Genomic DNA, 20,023 nt, shown 5'->3' with positions numbered 1-20,023 from the left:
CCCGCGGAGCACTCAAGGACATGCCCCCACCCGCACGATCTCTCTCGTGCCTGGGGAACCTTCGTGCTTCTGCAAATGTCCGCGGCCGAACTCGGACGCCTCGTCACCGCACCGGCCGGATCAGCACGTCTGCCGCTCACGGAGAAACTGATCGAGGCGCATGCCGACATCAAGGGGAAAGCAGCCGACAGGAGCAACATCGATTCCTGGAACAACAGCATTCCCGTAGTCGTCAGAGCCCTGCTGGACTGCGGCCTCGACGAGGTCGAGGTACAGATCGAGGTCGATCTGCCGCACACCAACTCCGCGGTCGACCTGGTGCTCTGCGGCAGACAGCCGGGAACGGGTTCGGACATGTACCTCGCCGTGGAGCTGAAGCAGGTGCGCCACGCCACTGTGGACCCCCGGTGCCCCATCGCCGTCGACCTCGGCTTCGGTGACGGGAAGAACAAACTGCACCCGGTCCGCCAGATCCAGCGCTACTGCGAATACATGGTGCGCTATCTGCCCCATCTCCGCGTGGACGACGACCGGCTGACGGGCGTGGCACTGCTGCACAACGCGCGCGACGCCGACGTGGAGGCACTGTTCGACCTCCCGGAGAGCCGTCACGGCTTCCTCTACACCCTCGACGACCTGGACCGGTTCCGCCGGGCCCTCACAGCGAGGTTCTCTCCCGCCTCCGGGAAACGCGCCGCGACGGCGCTGGAGGAGGACCGCCGTGATCCGCTGCTCAAGGTCACCGATGTGGCGCGGCAGCGGTCCGTCACCGGTGGCGGTCTCACGCTTCTCGACGAGCAGTACCTCGCGTTCGACCTGATCACCCGGCACCTGGAGAAGACCGCGCCCAAGACCGGTTCCGACGTCGGGCTGTTCTACGGCTCCGACACCGCGCCCGGGACGGCCGCCCGCTCCGACCGCAAACGCGTCTTCATCCTCCGGGGCGGTCCCGGCAGCGGGAAGAGCGCCGTGGCACTGGAACTGCAGCGCGCCCTGGGGCTCGAAAGACGTGAGGCCGTGCTGGCCAGTGGTTCCCACGCCTACACGGAGACGCTGCGGGAGATCATGATCAGTACGGCACGCCAGGGACGACTGGCGGCCAGACGCAGAGCGGCCGGCAGGCTCTACCAGTATTTCAACAGCTTCGCCGACGCCGGCGAGGACAGCGTCGACGTCCTCATCTGCGACGAGGCGCACCGTATGCGGCGCAACTCGACCGACCGGTGGACGCCGAAGGATCTCCGGGACGACGAGCGGCCGCAGGCGGCGGAATTGATCAGGGCCGCCCGAGTGCCGATCTTCCTGCTCGACGACCACCAGTCGATCCGCCCGGACGAGGTGGGCACCGCGGACTACCTCAGACAACTCGCCGAGGACAGCGGCTGTCTGGTCGAGGTGACCGATCTCGAAGGGACGTTCCGGGCGGGCGGCAGCAAGCGGTACCAGCAGTGGGTCCAGCAACTGCTCGGACTGCCCACTCCCGATCCCGTGGCCTGGCAGCCGGACGGACGGATGACCCTCGCCGTCGCGGACTCCCCCGCGCAACTGCAGCAGTTCATCCGGGAACGCGGCTTCGAGGGCGCCACCGCACGCATCACCGCGGGCTTCTGCTGGCCGTGGAGCAAACCGGACGGGGACCGGCTCGTCGACGACGTGGTCATCGGTGAGTGGCGCATGCCGTGGAACGTCAAGCCGCAGCACAGCGTGCCGGACGCGCCGAGGTCGGATCTGTGGTCCACCGACCCCCGCGGCATCGGACAGATCGGATGCGTCTACACGGCACAGACATTCGAGTACGACTGGAACGGCGTCATCATCGGCCCCGACCTGGTGTTCCGCGACGGCAGGTTCACGGTGGAGCGGAGCGCGTCCCACGATCCGGCCTTCCGCGGCCCGGTCAGCGACGACGACGTCGACCGCTGTGTCCGCAACGCGTACCACGTGCTCCTCACTCGCGGTGTCGTCGGCACCGTGGTGTACGCGGTCGATCCTGCCGCCCAGGCCGAACTGCGCAGGCTCATCCCCGGATCCATCGGCATGCAGAACCACGACGGCAGCCGGCCGAGGCTCACCGTCGAAGGAGCACATCTGCCTCCTGCCTACCGCAGACGTCACGGGTAGCCTGGGGTCCGTCGTAGCTGCGGCCCGCCGGGCTTCCGCTCCGCCTGGCGGAGTCATCGAGGACATGCCCCCACCCGCACGAGTCCCTTCGTGCTGCCCGGGAGCCTTCCTTGCTGTTCCGCGACTCCGCCGCCGCGGTCGCCGCCGAGTGCCTCTCCGGTTCGCTCTTCCTCCGCCTGACGGAGCAGTTCGTGCACGTGCACGGCCACAAGCCCGGTGCGTCCGAGGTCCGCTCGTGGGAGCGCAGCATTCCGGTGCTGGCGAGCGCGCTCAACGACTCGGGGCTCGGCCAGGTGGAGATGCTCCTGGAGTACGGGCTCCCGCTGAACAGCAAGCGGGCCGACGCCGTGCTGGCCGGTGTCCACCCCGACACCGGCCGGCCCTCGTACGTCGTCGTGGAACTGAAGCAGTGGAGCAGCGCCGAACCGGACGACGACGATCCGACACTGTGCCGCCTCGACTCCTACGCCCGCGCGGTACTGAACCCCGTCGATCAGGTGCGCGGCTACTGCCAGTACCTCGCCTCCTTCAACGGAGCCCTCTCCGGCCACCCGGAACGGCTCAGCGGCGCCGCGTATCTGCACAACGCCACCGAGTTCGGCGTCAGCGGGCTCTTCGAAGCCGAGCAGGACCAGTACGGCCGGCTCTTCATCGGCGCGCGACGGGGCGAGTTCCTGGACTTCCTCCGGTCGAAGCTGGGGACCGGGTCCGGCGCGTCGGCCGCGGACGAACTCCTGGACGGGAAGATCGGTCCGTCCAAGCAGCTCATGGCAGTGGCCGCCCAAGAGGTGCGCGAGCGCGAGCAGTTCGTGCTGCTGGACGAACAGAAGGTCGCGTACCGCAAGGTCCTCAACGCCGTCCACCGCGCCAAGCGGGCCGACCACAAGGAGGTCGTGGTCGTCACCGGCGGGCCGGGCACCGGCAAGAGCGTCATCGCCCTCTCGCTCCTCGGAGAGCTGTACCGGCAGAACATCCCCGCGCTGCACGCCACGGGCTCCAGTTCGTTCACGACGACGATGAGGAAGGTCGCGGGCGCCCGGAAGCGCGAGGTCAAAGACCTTTTCAAGTACTTCAACAGCTTCATGACCGCCGAGCGCAACGGCCTCGATGTACTGATCTGCGACGAGGCGCACCGCATGCGGGAGACGTCGGCCAACCGCTACACGTCGGCGGCGAACCGCACCGGCAAGCCGCAGATCGAGGAACTCATCGACGCGGCGCGCGTCCCGGTCTTTCTGCTGGACGAGCATCAGGTCGTCCGCCCCGGGGAGATGGGCACGGTCGCGGAGATCGAGGCGGCCGCCGCGCGGAAGGGGCTCCGGTGCCAGGTGGTGCCGCTGGACAGCCAGTTCCGGTGCGGTGGCAGCGACGCCTATCTGCGGTGGGTGGTGCGGCTGCTGGGCCTCGAGCCCGGCGGACCCCTGATCTGGGAACCCGACGACAAGATGCGCCTGATGGTCGCGGAGAGCCCGCAGGAGCTGGAGGCGTTCCTCCACGAGCAGCGCGCGCACGGTTACGGTGCCCGTATGTCCGCGGGCTATTGCTGGAAGTGGACGAAGAAGGTGCCGCCCGGTCAGGCGCTCCCCGCTGACGTCGTCATCGGCGAGTGGGCGCGCCCCTGGAACGTCTTCGGTGACCGCGCCGTCGCCGGCGCACCGCCGGCCGCACTCTGGGCGACCGACCCGGCCGGGTTCGGGCAGGTGGGCTGCGTGTACACGGCGCAGGGCTTCGAGTACGACTGGAGCGGCGTCATCATCGGCCCCGATCTGGTGTGGCGCGGGGACCAATGGGTCACCGACCGCACCGCGTCCAAGGATCCGGCCTTCAAGAAGTCGACCCCGGACGCGGACGTGGACCAGCTGATCCGCAACACCTACAAGGTGCTTCTGACGCGGGGCATGATCGGCACCGTGGTGTACTCGACCGACCCCGAGACCCGCGAAAGGCTGCGCGCGCTGGCGGGCGCGCCGCTGAGTCTCACGAACGTCTGAGGACGGCGCACCCAGCCCCATTCCCTCACCGAACTGCGCAGCCGGATGGGAGCCCGGCTCACGACCGTACTGTGCTGTCCGAGCGCCACGTGGTGAGCCGAGGGTGCCCCGGCAGTTCGGCGCGGCCGGTGGCCCACAGCAGGGTGAGCCAGGGATCCGCACCGCCCGGAGCTTCGGGGAACAGACGGGCGAGCACCCGGGAGCAGAGGGCGGAGGGCGGGGTCCAGTCGAGCCCGAGCCCCTCGGCCACATCGTGCAGGTGCACCAGCGTTTCCTGTAGCCCCAACGCCGCGAAGCCTTCGGGGTCCGACACCCCCGCGGCATGATGGGCGCGGACCTGGGGCGGCGTCGTACGCACCATGGCGGCCAGCAGCGCGCCACACGCCTCCAGCACTTGCAGCAGGCCGGCCGGACCCGCGTCACGGTCCGCGTAGACGAAGACCACAGGTCCTTCCGGCCTCTTCCGGCTCAACGCGAAAGGCACGTGGGTGTCCAGCGGCGGGCTCTGCGGCCCCAGTTGGACGGCGTAGTAGAAGAGGTCGTCGGCGAGGTGCTCGACGGTCTCCCAGCAGTCCCACTCCAGCGAACCAGCCCTCCCGTCCCACCCCTCCGGGGGTACGTCCCGCAGGACGCCCACGGCGAGCCGCACGGCAAGGTCGACGTCGTCCGCGGTGACGGGAGACGGGATTGAACCCTTTTCGACTGATCGAGACATGACAGCACCGTATCGCGGGAGAACGAGGATCGATCGGAGAGGACCGCCCTCCCTACTGCCGACACTGCCGACGCGTCCTGCCTCGCCCTAGGCGACGACGAGGGCGGCATCCCCTCGCGCAGACCAGCGCGGGGACGGTTGCGACGGACCGGGGCCTCATCCCGTCCGTCGCAACCGTCCCCGCGGAGCACCGGCTCCACCACGCCAGTCCGCCGATCAAGCACAGCGAGTCCGGGACGACGACCTCGCCGAGCGCCTCGCCCACACCGACCGGCCACGACGCCGGACACCCACACCCGCCCGTGGCCCAACCGGGCGCAGCCGCTCCGCCACAGGTCAGGGGGCTTTCCGCCGTACGGATCAGACGTTGAACCGGAATGTCTGCGGACTGATCCCGACCTGGGATTCCTCGTTAGTGTGCGTTGGCTCCCGACGACCGTCTTCGGGTGTCCTGCGGACTGGATGCGGACCGGTCGGGTGTGCCGAGGCAGAGCAGTCCATGGCACACCGGCGGGACCTGCGACGAAACTGCACAGGTGAACGACTTCTTACCCCTGCCCGTGCTGCGGGCACCGCATATTCGACGACATGCCCGGCTCGTACGAGATCTGTCCCGTTTGTTTCTGGGAGGACGACGGGGCCCAGTTCCGGTGGCCGACCATAGCCGGAGGGGCGAACAAGGTCTCCCTGATCGAGGCCCAGCGCAACGAGCAGGACTTCGGCGCCTGCGATCAGCACGGGCGGCAGTACGTCCGCCCGACGGCCTCTGGGACGAGTGGGTCAAGGGCGCAGGACGCCTCGGCCACCCCAGCCACACCCCCGCCGACCAGCACCGCTGGACTGACCTCCAATGCGACTTCACCAACGGCTGATCCCGTGCGTGGGGGACGGCTACGTGGCGGTTTGTGAACGGTTGCGACACGGGCTGTCAGTGGTGTCCTGCATGCTGGAGGGCGAAACCGAGGCCAAGGGGGAATCGCCATATGGGCGGAGTCGATACGGCACGGGGCATGAGTTTCCAGACGGCGTGCGCCATTCTGCAGCTCATCCGCACTCCGGAGGAGTACCCGGAGGCCGAGACCTTCCGGGTCGAGGGCGCCGACGAGGCCATCGACTTCGAAGTACGCGACGCGCAGGGACGGCCGCTGCTGCTGGCACAGGCGAAGACCCGCGTCGAGCCGGGCTCATGGTCAGGTCCGGAACTGATACGGCTGGCTAGACGCTGGGGCTCTGCAGATCCCGAAGGCACGGCGGTGCTGCGGTTCCTCTCGGACGCTCCCGTGCACTCGTCGGGACATGCCCTGCGGAACGCGGTGGCACGTGCCCGGTCTATGCCGGACCCTGACAAATGGCTGGCAGAGTGCAAGGGCGAAGCGCCGACCTCGATCGGGCTGTCCGTAAACGACCACGCCTTACTCCGCCAGTTGGAGATCGATACCCGGATCGGACCGTGGGAGCAGATCCTCGACCAGGCCCGGTTGGAGCTGCTGCGACTGTCACCCGTCGCCATGGCTGCGGAGGACATCGACAGCACGATCGACGCGCTGTTTGTGAGGATGTTTCAGTGGTCCGGGGACCACCTGCTCGGCAGGCGCACGTTCCGGTTGGCCGAGCTTCCGAGCCTCCTGCGCGGACGCCGTGGCACGCCTGCGGCCGAGGCGGTCAAGCTGCCCGGGCCCGGCCATGCGCTCTTCCGTGAGGTCCCTTCGGCTGCCGGTGTGCGCGGTCGGAGCAGGGAGCTGGCAACGCTCAGGGAACGATTCAGTAAAGAGCCCGATGCTGGGACACCCCGGGTGGTCGTGTCCGGACTCGGCGGGATCGGCAAATCGAGCATCGCACGGCTGTATGCCCACCGACACCGAGACCAGTACGACTTTGTCTGGTGGATCCCGTCCGACACCAGGGAGGACGTCATCGCCGCGTATCGGCGGATGGTCGCCGAGGAGCGGCAGGACACCGGGCCAGCCACCGACATAGAGATCCTCACTCAGGTCGGCCTTCGACTAGCGCACCTAGGCTCCAGGCTGTTGCTCGTCTACGACAACGTCGCGGACCAGGAGCAGCTGCAAGGTCTGCTGCCGACCTGCGAGGGCGCGCATGTGTTGGTCACCACCCGCGACTCGGCCTGGGCTGCGGCGGACGGCGGGCTAGTCGTTGAACGGATGACGGCCGAGGAGGCCACTGTCTGGGCTGGAGAACGGCTGCCACATATCTGCGAGTCCGAGGCATCCGCACTGGTCAACGCAGTGGAGGGAATCCCGCTCGGCATCGCCCAGGCCATCGGCTACATCGCGGCGACCCAATGCCCAGTCGGTGTCTACCTGACTGAACTCGCGGACTGTCGCGCCCAGTTGCTCGACGACCGAGGCTTCGTACCGCTCGACTACCGGGAGGGCGCGACGCTGACCGCGGCGGTCACCCTCAGCGTGAAACGGGTACTCGATCAGGCACTGCACTCGTCCGACGACCTGGGACAGCATCTCCCCGCTGCGCTGCTCGCCCGCTGCGCCCTGCTCGCCCCAGACTTCATTCCGCTCCATCTCGCGACACTCGATCTGCCGACCGGATCCGCCGTCTACCGAGCTGTGGCGGAGCTGCGTAGATTCTCCCTGGTCGACCCCCGAGACGGATTCCTTGCAATCCACCGCATCGTCCAGGAAGTTATCCGCGCGATGATGGACAGCGAGGCCGTCAAGGCGATGCAAGGACGCTTCCAGTACGAGCTGGTGAAGCGACTGGTGGACTGCCAGAAACAGCACTCATGGGCCGAGGCCGCCACCCTGATCGAGCATGCAGTTCATGTGGCGCACTGCGTAACGAGCAGCGGCCACGCGGACACCAACACCGTGGCCCTGCTGTCCAATGTTGCAGGAGCGATCTCAAACATCCATGGTGATCTGGCGCGCAGCGAGGGACTGTTGCGTGAGGCTCTGACAATCGCGGAGCACGTCGGCCAAGAGGCAATCGACGATCCCGTCTACCGGCGAGCCGCCACGATGACGACACTGGCCCAGTGCTTGATAAACCAGTCGCGGTTCGATGAGGGCGCGCAGGCGGCACAGGTTGCCTGGACTCTGTTGGAAGGCATGGGCGCCCTCGACGCCGAAGGCGTCGAGCATCTGCTGTTGGCCCACGTCTCCCACATGCGCGCAGCAGTGGCAACGGACCGCTTCGCTGACTTCGCCCGCGCCAACGCCAGGCTCGAGGCGGTTCTGCAGCGCGAGGATGTGACTCCCTCGACTGCCTTGGGGATCCGGTTGGAACAGGTGCAGTCGCTCGTGTGGCTCCAGAACTGGGACGACGCGGCTATGGCCATCGACCAGGCCAAGGCAGCGGCTCCGGCAGACGCCGAGAAGAGTGCGGAACTGCGCTTCCTGGACGCCATCGTCAAGGCATCCACGGGTCGGCTGGAGGAGGCCCTTGCTGTCACTGCGGGAATCCCCGAGCCCGCCGAGCGGGAAGCCGTGAACATCATGCGCCACCACGCGGACCATATGGTGGACGCGGCCCACGCCCTGATGGTGGGCAGCCTCCATAGGCAGAAGAAGGGACTGCCCGTTGATGCCTGGATCCTGCAAGCCGCAGGGTTGTTGATCGACCAGGCTGAGGCGCTGCTTGTGGCACACACCGAAGCCGGACCGGACGTACTGGCCCATGTCCCGCACCGACGCGCTGTGCTCGCCTGGACCCGATACCTTCTGGGGCATCCAGACGGTGACCTGGAGCTGAGCCGCGCCCTGATGCGAGAGAGCCTCGAGCTGTTCGAGGCCGCGGGGCGGGGTCACGTACCGCTTGCGGTCACAGCCCGTCAGTTCCTGGAGCTGCGTGAAGAGGATCTCCACGACGAGCCTTCCGAAACGTTGGCCCTGGAGGGGCCTGCTCGCTTTCCGTTGCCGCCATCGGGGGGCAGTGGAACGTATCCGATAGCCGAATACCCCTGGCACAACGCCGTAGCTCTCGCCCGGGCTGTTCCACTCGATGCGCGCTCGCTTTATAGCCTGCTTGGGGCCGCTTCTTATCACCTAGGTGGGCAAGCGGCGCCCTCTCCTGTCTTCCTCGTGCTGGCATTCAGCGCCGCCCTACGTTCCTTGGGGCTGGAGTGCCGACTGATCCCTACGGCGCTGCGGGTGTCCCGGAGCGATGGCAGATCGGTCGACCTGCCGGACTGGGGGCTTCCGCCCGTGGTCACACAGAAGGGGGAGGTCCGGGGGCACGTAACCGTCTGGTGCGAGGAAGCAGCACGGTTGGTGGACCCGGCCCTCCTGATCGGCCAGAGCCGGCTCGCCCCGGGTGCTGCGGAGCGCGAGATCTTCCGATCCCCCGTAGTCTTTCCGGCGCCCGATTTGAACGCCCTGCTCGGCGTCAGCCCGGCCACCCACCGAGAGGGATACCTACTCGCTTACGAGTTCCGCCTCGACTGGGAGGAGCACCTCCGTGGGGCGATTGAGCACCTGGACAAGGCAGCTGTAGCCAGCTTTGCGCGAGTACTCGCCGCTTCCGCCGCCCTGGCCGCCGACATCGGTCTGTGTGACTGAGAACGACTCACCCAGGCTGGGTTCTGCGGACTGGTGCGGACAGCACGTCGGCCTGACCTGCATCGTCGCAGGCCAGGCCGTCTCTCGGTACGCGATCAGACGTTGAAGCGGAACTCCACCACATCCCCGTCCTGCATCACATACTCCTTGCCCTCCATGCGGGCCTTGCCCTTGGCTCGGGCTTCGGCCACCGAGCCGGTTTCGAGGAGGTCGGTGAAGGAGATGACCTCGGCCTTGATGAAGCCCTTCTGGAAGTCGGTGTGGATGACACCGGCGGCCTCGGGGGCGGTGGCGCCCTTCTTGATGGTCCAGGCGCGGGATTCCTTGGGGCCCGCCGTCAGGTAGGTCTGGAGGCCGAGGGTGGTGAAGCCGACGCGGGCGAGGGTGGCGAGGCCCGGCTCGTGCTGGCCGACGGACTCCAGCAGCTCCAGGGCCTCCTCCTCGTCCAGCTCGGCGAGGTCCGCCTCCAGCTTGGCGTTGAGGAAGATCGCCTCGGCGGGGGCGACCAGGGCGCGCTGCTCGTTCTTGAAGTCCTCGTCGGTCAGCTCGTCCTCGTCGACGTTGAAGACGTAGAGGAAGGGCTTGGTGGTGAGCAGGTGGAGGTCGTGCAGCAGCTCCGCGCGCTCGGTGCCCTGGAGGATGCCCTGGGAGAAGAGCGTGTCGCCCTTCTCCAGGATCGCCTGGGCCTCCTCGACGGCCTTCACCTTCGGGGCGACGTCCTTCTTGATCCGCGACTCCTTCTGGAGGCGGGGCAGGACCTTCTCGATGGTCTGGAGGTCGGCGAGGATCAGCTCGGTGTTGATCGTCTCGATGTCGTCCTTGGGCGAGACCTTGCCGTCCACATGGACGACGTTCTCGTCCTTGAACGCGCGGATGACCTGACAGATCGCGTCCGACTCGCGGATGTTCGCGAGGAACTTGTTGCCCAGGCCCTCGCCCTCGCTGGCACCGCGCACGATGCCGGCGATGTCGACGAAGTCGACGGTGGCCGGGAGGATCCGCTCCGACTTGAAGATCGAGGCGAGCTGGGCGAGGCGACCGTCCGGGACGCCCACGACACCGACGTTGGGCTCGATGGTGGCGAACGGGTAGTTGGCCGCGAGCACGTCGTTCTTGGTCAGGGCGTTGAACAGGGTCGACTTGCCGACGTTCGGCAGACCGACGATTCCGATCGTGAGCGACACGTTGCGACTTCCCGTACGTGAGGAGACTGGGGGCCAGGCGGCCGATCCACCAGTCTACGGCGTGCGGCGCCCCGCCCCTCGCGGCGGTTCGAACGCTTGGCCGGTGTCCCGTCCCGCCGGGCCGTGCGGCGTGTCAAACGGCCTATTCAACACATAAACAGACCTAGGTTGGACCAGTGGAGCAACCCAGGACGCGACCCCAGCAGCACGGACCGCGACGCGGCAGGCCGCCCCTGCCCGGACAAGGAGCCCGGGGCCGCCCCGGCGCTCCCCACCCGGAGCGGGCAGGAGGGCGCGGGCCCGGCCGGGCCGCGCGGGCGCCGCGCCCTGCCGCCGGGCCGGGCCTCCACGGCCCGGCCGCCCTCGTGCGGCGGCTGCGGCAGTCGCCGAACCCCCGGCTGACCGGTCTCGGGGGCGGGCTCTTCTGCGGTGCGGCCATGCTCGTGCTCGGCTGCCTGGACGCGCTGCTGCTGGGCGGTTCGCCGGCCGTCTACGGCGTGCTGTTCCTGCCCGTGTGCGTCCTCACCGCGTTCTGGATGCGTCCGGGCGACGTGCTGACCGCGCCCGTGGTGGCGCCCCTCGGCTTCACCGTGGGCCTGCTGCCCGTGGCCGACGGCGGCAGCGGTGTCCTCGGCATGCTGACGGGTCTGGTGACCGGCCTCGCCACCCAGGCCCTATGGCTGTACGGCGGCACGCTGCTCGCAGGGGTCGTCGCGCTCGTACGGCGCGGTGCCGCACGAGGGGCCGCGCGCGGTGCCGCCGCCCCGGCCCGGTCCCGGCAGCGGTCCCGGCCAGCGGCCTCGTCCCCGGCGCCGTCCCCGTCGGCACCGTCCGTGTCCGCCCGCGTGCGGGGCCGCACCCGCCGGTAGACCGGTGGGTCGGTAGACGGGTGACCGGTGCCGCCGGGCCGTGCGGGGAGCCGCTACGCCGCCCCGCTCTCCCCCGCCCGCATCGCCGCCCCCACGATGCCCGCGTTGTTCTGGAGGCGGGCCGGGACGATCTCCGCGCGGATGCCGTCCAGGTAGGGCAGGAACTTGTGGGACTTGCGGCTGACGCCGCCGCCGATGATGAACAGCTCGGGGGAGAAGAGCATCTCCACATGGGCGAGGTACGCGCGGACGCGGTGACCCCAGTGCTCCCAGGACAGGTCGTGGTCCTCCTTGGCCTTGCTGGAGGCCCGCTTCTCCGCCTCGTGGCCGTCCAGCTCCAGGTGGCCCAGCTCGGTGTTGGGGACGAGGACGCCGTCGACGAAGACCGCGCTGCCGATGCCGGTGCCGAAGGTCAGCAGGATCACCGTGCCCCTGCGGCCCTGGCCCGCGCCGAAGTGCATCTCGGCGACGCCCGCCGCGTCCGCGTCGTTGACCACCGTCACCGGGAGGCCGCCCAGCCGGTCGCCGAACAACGCGCGCGCGTCGGTGTCGATCCAGCTCTTGTCGACGTTGGCCGCCGTACGGACGGTGGCGCCGCCGGTGACCACGCCCGGGAACGTCAGGCCGACCGGGCCGGTCCAGCCGAAGTGGGCGACGACCTCCCGGACGCCGTCGGCCACCCCGTCGGGCGTCGCCGGTCGCGGGGTGAGCACCTTGTGGCGCTCCTGGGCCAGGTCACCCTTGTCCAGGTCCACCGGGGCGCCCTTGATCCCCGAACCGCCGATGTCCACACCGAAGATCTGCATGGCACCACGTTACGACGCGCCACCGACAGTCACGTGCCGCCCTGAGGGGCCCTGGACGGCCCTCAGCCCTCCGACGCGCCCGAGCCGCCGCGCTCGGCCGCCAGGGTCGCCGCCTCCTCGCGCAGATCCCGGCGCAGCTCCTTGGGCAGCGAGAAGATGATGGACTCCTCGGCCGCCTTGACGATCTCCACGTCCTCGAAGCCGCGCGCGCCGAGCCATTCGAGCACCTGCTCGACCAGGATCTCCGGCACCGAGGCGCCCGAGGTCACGCCGACCGTGCTGACGCCCTCCAGCCAGGACTCGTCGATCTCGTCGGCGAAGTCCACCAGGTACGCCTGGTCCGCGCCCGCGAGCTTGGCGACCTCCACCAGGCGCTTGGAGTTGGAGGAGTTGCGCGAGCCGACCACGATGACGAGGTCCGCCTCGGCGCCCATCTGCTTGACGGCGAGCTGGCGGTTCTGCGTGGCGTAGCAGATGTCGTCGCTGGGCGGCGAGATGAGCTGCGGGAACTTCTCCTTGAGGGCGTCGACCGTCTCCATCGTCTCGTCGACGGAGAGCGTGGTCTGCGAGAGCCACACCACCCGCGACGGGTCGCGCACCTCGACCTTCGCCACGTCCTCGGGCCCGTCGACGAGCGTGATGTGGTCGGGCGCCTCGCCGGAGGTGCCGATGACCTCCTCGTGGCCCTCGTGGCCGATCAGGAGGATGTCGTAGTCCTCGTTGGCGAAGCGGACGGCTTCCTTGTGGACCTTGGTGACCAGGGGGCAGGTGGCGTCGATGGTGGCGAGCCGGCCGCGCGCGGCCTCCTCGTGCACGACGGGTGCCACGCCGTGCGCCGAGAACATCACGATGTTGCCCGGCGGCACCTCCTCCGTCCGCTCGACGAAGATCGCGCCCTTCTTCTCCAGGGTCTGCACGACGTACTTGTTGTGGACGATCTCGTGCCGGACGTACACCGGAGCCCCGTACTGCTCCAGGGCTTTCTCGACGGCGATCACGGCGCGGTCCACACCCGCGCAGTAGCCCCGGGGGGCGGCGAGCAGGACACGGCGGCCAGACGTAGCAGTCATGGCCCCCATCGTAAGGCCGTCCGTGCCGCGCCGAAGATCCCGAGGGTGCGCGGCCCGGGAGGCGGGGCGGCGGGCGGCGGGCCGGGGGGGGCGCGGACCGTCCCCGTGGCGCCGGTGATGCCGGCGGTGTCGGCGGTGACCGTTACGCTCGCGGGCATGGCTCTCTCCACGTCCCCCGGCGCTCCGCTGCCCGTCGGCGAGGTCTCCCGGCTCATCGGCGGCTGGATCGACCGGCTCGGCGCGGTGTGGGTCGAGGGGCAGATCACGCAGTTGTCGCGGCGGCCGGGCGCGGGCGTGGTCTTCCTGACGCTGCGCGACCCGTCGTACAACATCTCCGTCGGCGTGACCTGCTTCCGCGAGGTGTTCGACGCGGTCGCCGACGTCATCGGGGAGGGCGCCCGGGTCGTCGTGCACGCCAAGCCCGAGTGGTACGCCCCGCGCGGGCAGCTCTCGCTGCGGGCCGCCGAGATACGGCCGGTCGGCGTCGGCGAGCTGCTGGCCCGCCTGGAGCAGCTGAAGAAGAGCCTCACGGCGGAGGGCCTTTTCGCGCCGGACCGCAAGAAGCCGCTGCCCTTCCTTCCGCAGTTGATCGGACTGGTGTGCGGCCGGGCCTCCGCCGCCGAGCGGGACGTCCTGGAGAACGCCCGGCACCGCTGGCCCGCCGTCCGCTTCGAGGTGCGCAACGTGCCCGTGCAGGGGGTGCACGCCGTCCCGCAGGTCGTGCAGGCCGTCAAGGAGCTGGACGCGCTCGACGAGGTCGATGTGATCGTCGTGGCGCGCGGCGGCGGCAGCGTGGAGGATCTGCTGCCCTTCTCCGACGAGCAGCTCGTCCGCGCGGTCGCCGCCTGCCGTACGCCCGTCGTCTCGGCGATCGGGCACGAGCCGGACACTCCGCTGCTGGACTACGTCGCCGACCTGCGCGCCTCCACGCCCACCGACGCCGCCAAGAAGGTCGTGCCGGACGTCGGCGAGGAGGCCGAGCGGGTACGGCAGTTGCGCGACCGGGCGCGCAGGTGCGTACAGGCGCACGTCGAGCGCGAGGAGCGCGGGCTCGCGCACGCGCTCGCGCGCCCGTGCATGGAGGATCCGCACCGCATGGTCGACGAGCGGGCGGACCAGGTGGCCGCGCTGCTCGACCGGAGCCGGCGCACCCTGCGGCATCTGCTGGACCGCGCCGACTCCGAGCTGGCGCACACCCGCGCGCGCGTGGTGGCCCTCTCCCCCGCCGCCACGCTCCGGCGCGGGTACGCCGTGCTCCAGCGCGCCGACGGACATGTGGTCCGCGATCCCGCCGAGGTGACGGCGGACGAGACCCTGCGCGCGCGGGTCTCCGAAGGGGAGTTCACCGTACGGGTACGGGTCGACGCGGCCGCGGACGCAGACACAGGCGCGGACGCAGACACAGACACAGACCGATGAGCGGCATACGAACCCGTATGAACCCCCCCATGAACCATGAACAGGGACGAGCCGACAGGGATGGACACATGACGGGCGAAGCGGCGGCACCGGCGGACGAGGCGCTGGGCTACGAGCAGGCGCGGGACGAGCTGATCGACGTCGTCCGGCGGCTGGAGGCGGGCGGGACGAGCCTGGAGGAGTCCCTCGCCCTGTGGGAGCGCGGCGAGGAACTGGCCAAGGCCTGCCGCCGCTGGCTGGAGGGCGCCCGCGCCCGGCTGGACGCGGCCCTCGCGGAGGAGGCCGCCCAGGACGCGGACGCGGCGGACGGCGACGAGGAGTAGCGCGCGCGGAAGAGCGCACCCGCCCGCCCCGTCAGGACGTCTTCAGCGCCTCCGCCATCTTCGTGAGCTGGGCGAAGGACGCGGTGCCCGCGACCACCGTGGTGGCACCCTTGGCGCCCTCGTCGACCAGGGCGTCGTAGCGGCCGCCGGTGTACCGGGTCCAGGTGCGGCCGGCGATCTCCTGGGTGACCTTGGTGGCCCGGGAGCCCTGGCTGGCGTCGTCGATGAAGTCCTTGCGCTTGGCCGTGGACTGCTCGACGGCGATGTACTGGCCGTCGGGGTCCTGGAAGCCGAGGTGCCAGCGGTCACCCTCGTCGGCGCGGTAGCGGACCGAGGTGGCCTTCCAGGTGTCGGGCAGGCCCTCGGGCGCGGCCACCGGGTAGGAGGCGGCGCGGCGTGCCGTGATCAGTTCCACGCGGTAGTCGACCCGCTTGATGTCGGGGGCGTGGTCGTCGTGCGGGACGAAGAGGTAGGCGACCGCCGCCGTCGCCACGATCACGATCAGGGTGAGGATCGTGCCCCGGACTGTCTTCTGCTTGCCGTTCGAGCCTGCCACGCCCCCTATCGTCGCAGGTGCCCGCAGCGCTCATCCGTGGGGTCCCCTGCTCATAGTGCCTACCCGGGGATAGAGTCATGGCCATAACCCTCATCCGGCCGTCGTCGTATCAGAAAGGTGCGCTCCGATGACCGAACATCATCACTTGCCGTCCGAGCTCGACGTTCCCTCCGAAGCTCCCGACCGCAACCTCGCCCTCGAACTGGTCCGGGTGACCGAGGCCGCCGCGATGGCCGCGGGCCGCTGGGTCGGGCGCGGTGACAAGAACGGTGCCGACGGCGCGGCCGTCCGCGCCATGCGCACGCTCGTCTCGACCGTCTCGATGAACGGCGTCGTCGTCATCGGCGAGGGGGAGAAGGACGAGGCCCCGATGCTCTTCAACGGGGAGCGCGTGGGCGACGGGACCGGCCCGGAGGTCGACATCGCCGTCGACCCGATCGACGGCACCACCCTGACCGCCAAGGGCATGCACAACGCGATCGCGGTACTGGCCGCCACCGAGCGCGGCGCCATGTTCGACCCGTCCGCCGTCTTCTACATGGACAAGCTGGTCACCGGCCCGGAGGCCGCCGACTTCGTCGACATCGACGCGCCGGTGTCGGTGAACATCAAACGGGTCGCCAAGGCCAAGCGGGCGACGCCCGAGGACGTCACCGTGGTCGTCCTGGACCGGCCGCGGCACGAGGGCATCATCCGGGAGATCCGGGAGACCGGGGCCCGGATCAAGCTGATCTCCGACGGTGACGTCGCCGGTTCGATCCTGGCGCTGCGCGACGGCACCGGCATCGACCTGCTGCTCGGCGTCGGCGGCACGCCCGAGGGCATCATCTCGGCGTGCGCCGTGAAGTGCCTGGGCGGCACCATCCAGGGCAAGCTGTGGCCCAAGGACGACGATGAGCGGCAGCGGGCGCTGGACGCCGGGCACGACCTCGACCGGGTGCTGACCACCGAGGACCTGGTCACCGGCGAGAACGTCTTCTTCGTCGCCACCGGCATCACCGACGGCGAACTGCTGCGCGGGGTGCGCTACCGCTCGGAGACGGCGACGACCGACTCGATCGTGATGCGCTCCAAGTCGGGCACGGTCCGCCGGATCGACTCCGAGCACCGGCTGAGCAAGCTGCGCGCGTACAGCGCGATCGACTTCGACCGCGCCAAGTAGCCCGCGCGCAGCAGCGGCAGCCGGTCGACGGCGGCCGGCGCACGTGCGCGTACGGCCATGTCCACGGCCATGGGGGCGCTCCCGGTGCGGAGGGGGCGCCCCGCAGTCGTACCGCACGCTCCGGACGGTCTCCGCCGCGACAGGAGACCGGACAGCGACAGACGACCGGACAGCGGCGGGAGACCGGGCAGCGGCCGGAGACCGGGAGCAGCGGAGCCGGTGTGTCAGCCTGCCGCCGCTATGCGGCCCGTGGCGCGGGCGGCGTTCTTCAGCTCCACGTCACGCCGGCGGCGGCGGGCCAGGACGACCCGGCGCTCGGCGGCGGTCAGGCCGCCCCAGACGCCGTACGGCTCGGGCTGGAGCAGCGCGTGCTCGCGGCACTCGACCATCACCGGACAGCGGGCGCAGACCCGCTTGGCGGCCTCCTCGCGCGAGAGCCGGGCGGCGGTGGGCTCCTTCGAGGGCGCGAAGAACAGCCCGGCCTCGTCGCGCCTGCACACCGCCTCGGTGTGCCAGGGTGCGTCTTGGTCCCTGTCTCGCATCGGCACCCGCTGGGCCGGGACGACGGCGATCTGCGGGGACGAAGGCGGCGGTTGCAGCACGGTCTACTCCTGACGACGGCTTCGCGAGCGAGAGACGATGCAGCAAGGCCTACCCGCTGTGCGCGGGCCTATGCACTCAGTTGTGAACCGGCCGTTTGCTCACAGGTGCTTGCGCACATGCTTGTCGAGTTTGCGCTGCACGCGGTCGAGGATGTCCGCGACGAGCTTGCCGCGCTTGGGCCGTGCCTCCACATTGCCGAGGATGGCCCAGCCGTCGACGTAGACGACGGGGGCGTCGGGGTCGGTGGCGTCCAGGGTGTCCACCTCGAAGTTGCCGAGGACGCCGCCGCCGGTGCCGCGCAGCGAGACGTTCTCCGGGACCCGGATCTGGACATCGCCGAAGACCGAGACGGCCTTGATGACGACCTGCTGGTACTCGAAGACCGCCTCGCTGAGGTCGATCTCGACGCTGCCGAAGACCGAGTAGGCGTGCACCCTGCGCCCGGCGCGCCAGCGGCCCCGGCGGGTCGCGGAGCTGAACACCGCCACCACGTTCTCGTCGGCCTGCTGGGGTATGTCCTCGGCCGGGCGCCGGGGGGCGTACGCCGGTGCGGGGCGGCCCCGGTGGGCGGCGGGCAGGTCCTGGACGAAGACCTCCAGCTCACCCACCGTCTTCGCGTTCAGCACCCCCTCGACGCGCTCGGCGTGCTCGTCCGCGGTCAGGCGGCCCTCGGCGAGGGCGTCGCGCAGCATGTCGGCGATGCGGTCCCGGTCGGCGTCCGAGGCGCGCAACTCCGTGACGGGGGGAGCGGTCTGCTTCTGAAGGTCCACGGAAGCAGCGTACCCAAACACGATAGATCGCGACACCTCTGGGGACGAGCAACTGAGCCTGACCTCACAAGCCCGCCCCGCGCGGCAGGTCCTACGCTGTTCGGTGCCCGTCGGCGTCGACGGGCGGCCGTCCGTAGAGTGAGGAATGGGCTGAGATGCCTGAGTTCGCGTACACCGATCTGCTCCCCCAGGGTGAGGACACGACCCCGTACCGGCTGGTGACGTCCGAGGGCGTCTCCACGGCCGAGGGGCCCGACGGGCGTACGTTCCTCAAGGTCGAGCCGGAGGCGCTGCGCAAGCTGGCCGAGGAGGCGGTCCACGACATCCAGCACTATCTGCGCCCCGCCCACCTCGCCCAGCTCCGGCGCATCGTCGACGACCCGGAGGCCAGCTCCAACGACAAGTTCGTCGCCCTGGACCTGCTGAAGAACGCCAACATCGCCGCCGCCGGTGTCCTGCCCATGTGCCAGGACACCGGAACCGCGATCGTGATGGGCAAGCGCGGTCAGAACGTGCTGACCGAGGGCGCTGACGAGGAGGCCCTCTCCCGCGGCATCTACGACGCGTACACCAAGCTCAACCTGCGCTACTCGCAGATGGCCCCGCTGACCATGTGGGAGGAGAAGAACACCGGCTCCAACCTCCCCGCGCAGATCGAGCTGTACGCCACCGACGGCGGCGCCTACAAGTTCCTGTTCATGGCCAAGGGCGGCGGCAGCGCCAACAAGTCCTTCCTCTACCAGGAGACCAAGGCCGTCCTGAACGAGTCCTCCATGATGAAGTTCCTGGAGGAGAAGATCCGTTCGCTGGGCACGGCCGCCTGCCCGCCGTACCACCTGGCGATCGTGGTCGGCGGCACCAGCGCCGAGTTCGCGCTGAAGACCGCGAAGTACGCCTCCGCGCACTACCTGGACTCGATCCCGGCCGAGGGCTCGCCGCTCGGCCACGGCTTCCGGGACAAGGAGCTGGAGGAGAAGGTCTTCGAGCTGACGCAGAGGATCGGCATCGGCGCGCAGTTCGGCGGCAAGTACTTCTGCCACGACGTGCGCGTGGTGCGCCTGCCCCGGCACGGCGCGTCCTGCCCGGTCGCCATCGCCGTCTCCTGCTCGGCCGACCGCCAGGCCGTCGCCAAGATCACCGCCGAGGGCGTCTTCCTGGAGCAGCTGGAGACCGACCCGGCGCGCTTCCTGCCGGACACCACCGACGCGCACCTGGACGAGGCCGGGGACGTCGTGCGCATCGACCTGAACCGGCCGATGGACTCGATCCTCGCCGAGCTGACCAAGTACCCGGTCAAGACCCGGCTGTCGCTCACCGGCCCGCTGGTGGTGGCCCGCGACATCGCGCACGCGAAGATCAAGGAGCGGCTGGACGCGGGCGAGGGCATGCCGCAGTACCTCAAGGACCACCCGGTGTACTACGCCGGTCCGGCCAAGACCCCCGAGGGGTACGCCTCCGGTTCCTTCGGCCCGACCACGGCCGGCCGGATGGACTCCTACGTCGAGCAGTTCCAGGCGGCCGGCGGCTCCAGGGTGATGCTCGCCAAGGGCAACCGCAGCAAGCAGGTCACCGACGCGTGCGACGCGCACGGCGGCTTCTACCTGGGCTCCATCGGCGGCCCGGCGGCCCGGCTCGCCCAGGACTGCATCAAGAAGGTCGAGGTCCTGGAGTACGAGGAGCTGGGCATGGAGGCCGTCTGGAAGATCGAGGTCGAGGACTTCCCGGCGTTCATCGTCGTGGACGACAAGGGCAACGACTTCTTCCAGGACCCGGCGCCCGCGCCGACGTTCACCAGCATTCCGGTACGGGGTCCGGGCCTGGCCTGACCGTGCGATGGGCCGGGCGGGGTGCGACACGCCCTCGTTCGGCCCAGTGACGGAACAACCGCACCGCCCGGCA

16 protein-coding genes are annotated in these 20,023 nt (G+C 69.8%); 9 read left to right on the top strand and 7 right to left on the bottom strand.

The genetic code is table 11. The features are described 5' to 3' along the window. Positions 1-63: 63 nt before the first annotated feature. Positions 64-2,121 (top strand): DUF2075 domain-containing protein, encoded by a 2,058-nt coding sequence (locus tag B086_RS0104375; protein WP_106436009.1) that lies wholly within the window; start codon positions 64-66, stop codon positions 2,119-2,121. A 110-nt stretch (positions 2,122-2,231) separates the two neighbouring features. Continuing rightward, positions 2,232-4,112 (top strand): DUF2075 domain-containing protein, encoded by a 1,881-nt coding sequence (locus tag B086_RS0104370; protein ID WP_018565185.1) that lies wholly within the window; start codon positions 2,232-2,234, stop codon positions 4,110-4,112. Positions 4,113-4,170: 58 nt separating this feature from the next. On the opposite strand, the gene B086_RS0104365 is transcribed toward B086_RS0104370, so the two are convergent. After that, a complete protein-coding gene (locus B086_RS0104365) occupies positions 4,171-4,827 on the bottom strand; it encodes a hypothetical protein (RefSeq protein ID WP_018565184.1) in 657 nt (218 codons plus the stop codon). A gap of 588 nt (positions 4,828-5,415) precedes the next feature. Between B086_RS0104365 and B086_RS42540 the strand changes: the two genes are divergently transcribed. Together B086_RS42540 and B086_RS0104360 are read left to right on the top strand one after the other, a co-directional pair. Then, positions 5,416-5,736, top strand: a complete 321-nt coding sequence (locus B086_RS42540; RefSeq protein WP_078530969.1) for a CPCC family cysteine-rich protein — start codon at positions 5,416-5,418, stop codon at positions 5,734-5,736. Between the two features lie 101 nt (positions 5,737-5,837). Further along, on the top strand, positions 5,838-9,362 hold the full coding sequence (locus B086_RS0104360) for an NB-ARC domain-containing protein (RefSeq protein WP_234029243.1): 3,525 nt from the start codon (positions 5,838-5,840) through the stop codon (positions 9,360-9,362). Positions 9,363-9,457: 95 nt separating this feature from the next. Here the strand turns inward: B086_RS0104360 and ychF are convergent, their stop codons facing one another. Then, positions 9,458-10,546, bottom strand: coding sequence for a redox-regulated ATPase YchF (ychF, locus tag B086_RS0104355; RefSeq protein WP_018565182.1), 1,089 nt, complete (start codon positions 10,544-10,546; stop codon positions 9,458-9,460). Between the two features lie 437 nt (positions 10,547-10,983). Between ychF and B086_RS46050 the strand changes: the two genes are divergently transcribed. After that, positions 10,984-11,415 (top strand): DUF6542 domain-containing protein, encoded by a 432-nt coding sequence (locus B086_RS46050; protein ID WP_018565181.1) that lies wholly within the window; start codon positions 10,984-10,986, stop codon positions 11,413-11,415. A gap of 53 nt (positions 11,416-11,468) precedes the next feature. On the opposite strand, the gene ppgK is transcribed toward B086_RS46050, so the two are convergent. Beyond that, entirely contained in the window at positions 11,469-12,221 is a 753-nt protein-coding gene (ppgK, locus tag B086_RS0104345; protein ID WP_018565180.1) for a polyphosphate--glucose phosphotransferase, read from the bottom strand. A 62-nt stretch (positions 12,222-12,283) separates the two neighbouring features. After that, positions 12,284-13,300 carry a 4-hydroxy-3-methylbut-2-enyl diphosphate reductase gene (locus tag B086_RS0104340; protein ID WP_086024154.1) on the bottom strand — a complete coding sequence of 339 codons (1,017 nt, stop codon included), beginning with the start codon at positions 13,298-13,300 and terminating at the stop codon, positions 12,284-12,286. Between the two features lie 147 nt (positions 13,301-13,447). Here B086_RS0104340 and xseA point away from each other — a divergent pair, with 147 nt between their 5' ends. Further along, positions 13,448-14,710 carry an exodeoxyribonuclease VII large subunit gene (xseA, locus tag B086_RS39095; RefSeq protein ID WP_051115757.1) on the top strand — a complete coding sequence of 421 codons (1,263 nt, stop codon included), beginning with the start codon at positions 13,448-13,450 and terminating at the stop codon, positions 14,708-14,710. A 68-nt stretch (positions 14,711-14,778) separates the two neighbouring features. Continuing rightward, a complete protein-coding gene (locus tag B086_RS0104330; RefSeq protein ID WP_018565177.1) occupies positions 14,779-15,033 on the top strand; it encodes an exodeoxyribonuclease VII small subunit in 255 nt (84 codons plus the stop codon). Between the two features lie 31 nt (positions 15,034-15,064). On the opposite strand, the gene B086_RS0104325 is transcribed toward B086_RS0104330, so the two are convergent. Next, on the bottom strand, positions 15,065-15,589 hold the full coding sequence (locus B086_RS0104325) for a DUF4245 domain-containing protein (protein ID WP_018565176.1): 525 nt from the start codon (positions 15,587-15,589) through the stop codon (positions 15,065-15,067). Positions 15,590-15,716: 127 nt separating this feature from the next. On the opposite strand from B086_RS0104325, the gene glpX reads away from it, so the two are divergent. Next, the gene (gene glpX / locus B086_RS0104320) at positions 15,717-16,751 is read left to right on the top strand and encodes a class II fructose-bisphosphatase (protein ID WP_018565175.1); all 1,035 of its coding nucleotides are present in this window, start codon (positions 15,717-15,719) and stop codon (positions 16,749-16,751) included. A gap of 224 nt (positions 16,752-16,975) precedes the next feature. On the opposite strand, the gene B086_RS0104315 is transcribed toward glpX, so the two are convergent. Both B086_RS0104315 and B086_RS0104310 read right to left on the bottom strand, forming a co-directional pair. Next, positions 16,976-17,353 (bottom strand): WhiB family transcriptional regulator, encoded by a 378-nt coding sequence (locus B086_RS0104315; RefSeq protein WP_018565174.1) that lies wholly within the window; start codon positions 17,351-17,353, stop codon positions 16,976-16,978. Between the two features lie 99 nt (positions 17,354-17,452). After that, positions 17,453-18,124 (bottom strand): DUF1707 SHOCT-like domain-containing protein, encoded by a 672-nt coding sequence (locus B086_RS0104310; RefSeq protein WP_018565173.1) that lies wholly within the window; start codon positions 18,122-18,124, stop codon positions 17,453-17,455. A gap of 155 nt (positions 18,125-18,279) precedes the next feature. Between B086_RS0104310 and B086_RS0104305 the strand changes: the two genes are divergently transcribed. Next, positions 18,280-19,950, top strand: coding sequence for a fumarate hydratase (locus tag B086_RS0104305; protein WP_018565172.1), 1,671 nt, complete (start codon positions 18,280-18,282; stop codon positions 19,948-19,950). Positions 19,951-20,023 lie beyond the last annotated feature (73 nt).

This window comes from Streptomyces sp. PsTaAH-124, from assembly GCF_000373685.1.
Taxonomy (GTDB): domain Bacteria; phylum Actinomycetota; class Actinomycetes; order Streptomycetales; family Streptomycetaceae; genus Streptomyces; species Streptomyces andamanensis.
Note: the sequence above shows the minus strand (reverse complement) of the source record. Positions and strands in the feature narration are given on the sequence as shown.